This is a genomic window from Azonexus sp. (assembly GCF_036170495.1).
In the GTDB taxonomy this organism is placed as follows: Bacteria; Pseudomonadota; Gammaproteobacteria; order Burkholderiales; family Rhodocyclaceae; genus Azonexus.
Window position 1 is genome coordinate 1 of the sequence record NZ_JAVHPH010000137.1, and the last position, 1033, is coordinate 1033.

General features: G+C 61.4%; 2 protein-coding genes and 1 pseudogene. All 3 read left to right on the forward strand.

The features are described from left to right. Positions 1-249: cytochrome b (locus ADADOO_RS04340; protein WP_511275320.1), on the forward strand; the 249-nt coding region annotated here is incomplete at its 5' end. Between the two features lie 2 nt (positions 250-251). Next, positions 252-806: a YceI family protein gene (locus tag ADADOO_RS04345; protein ID WP_511275322.1), complete on the forward strand. Its 555-nt coding sequence runs from the start codon at positions 252-254 to the stop codon at positions 804-806. 27 nt (positions 807-833) lie between these two features. Then, positions 834-1033 (forward strand): annotated as a pseudogene (locus tag ADADOO_RS04350) (polyisoprenoid-binding protein); the annotation flags it as partial.

Genomic DNA, 1033 nt, shown 5'->3' on the forward strand with positions numbered 1-1033 from the left:
CCGCTGTCCGGCTGGCTGATGAGTTCAGCCAAGGGATTCCAGACGGTTTATTTCGGCGTCCTGCCCATCCCCGACCTGCTCGAGAAAAGCAAGGAGCTCGGCGACCTCCTGCAGACCTCCCACATGAGCCTCAACCTGCTTTTCGTCATCATCCTCGCCGGCCACATCGGCGCCGCCCTGAAACATCACTTCATCGACCAGGACGACATCCTGATCCGTATGGCCCCCCGCCACGCCAAGGAGCAATAAACATGAAACGCCTCGCCTTCACCCTCGCCTTCGCGGCGCTGATACCGGTCGCTCACGCCGTCGAATTCACCCAGGTGCAAGCCGACAAAAGCGCCATCAATTTCGTCTACAAACAGATGGGCGTTGCGGTCGACGGAAAATTCAGGAAATTTTCCAGCCAGCTGAGTTTCGACCCGGCCAAGCCGACTGCTGCCAAGGCGAGCTTTAATGTCGACCTGGCCAGCGTCGACACCGGCGCCGCTGAAGGCGACGAGGAAGTCGCCGGCAAAGCCTGGTTCAACACCAAGGCCTTCCCGACCGCCCAATTCGTTTCCGGCAGCGTCAAGGCGCTCGGCGGCAACAAATATGAAGTCGCCGGCCAGCTGACCGTCAAGGGCAAGACGCAGGATGTCGTCGTCCCCGCCACCTTCACGGCGCAGGGCAACACGGGCGTCTTCGATGGCGCCTTCACCCTCCGCCGCGCCGATTTTTCCATCGGCGAAGGCGCCTGGGCCAAGTTCGACATCGTCGATAACGATGTCCAGATCAAGTTCCGCATCACCGCAGCAACGAAATAAACCCCAACCCATCACAGGAGAATCACCATGAAAAAACAACTCGCCACCCTCGTCCTCGCCATCGCTGCCGCCGCCCCGGCCCTGGCCGCCCCGGAAACCTTCACGCTCGACGGCACGCACAGCTTCCCGCGCTTCTCGTACAGCCACTTCGGCTACTCGGTCCAGCTCAGCCGCTTCGACAAGACCACCGGCACCATCGTCCTCGACAAGGCCGCCAAGACCGCCAA

What these genes read in the sequence shown, in the direction of transcription:
- ADADOO_RS04345 (WP_511275322.1), top strand. Translation starts at nt 252, where the DNA reads ATGAAACGCCTCGCCTTCACCCTCGCCTTCGCGGCGCTGATACCGGTC.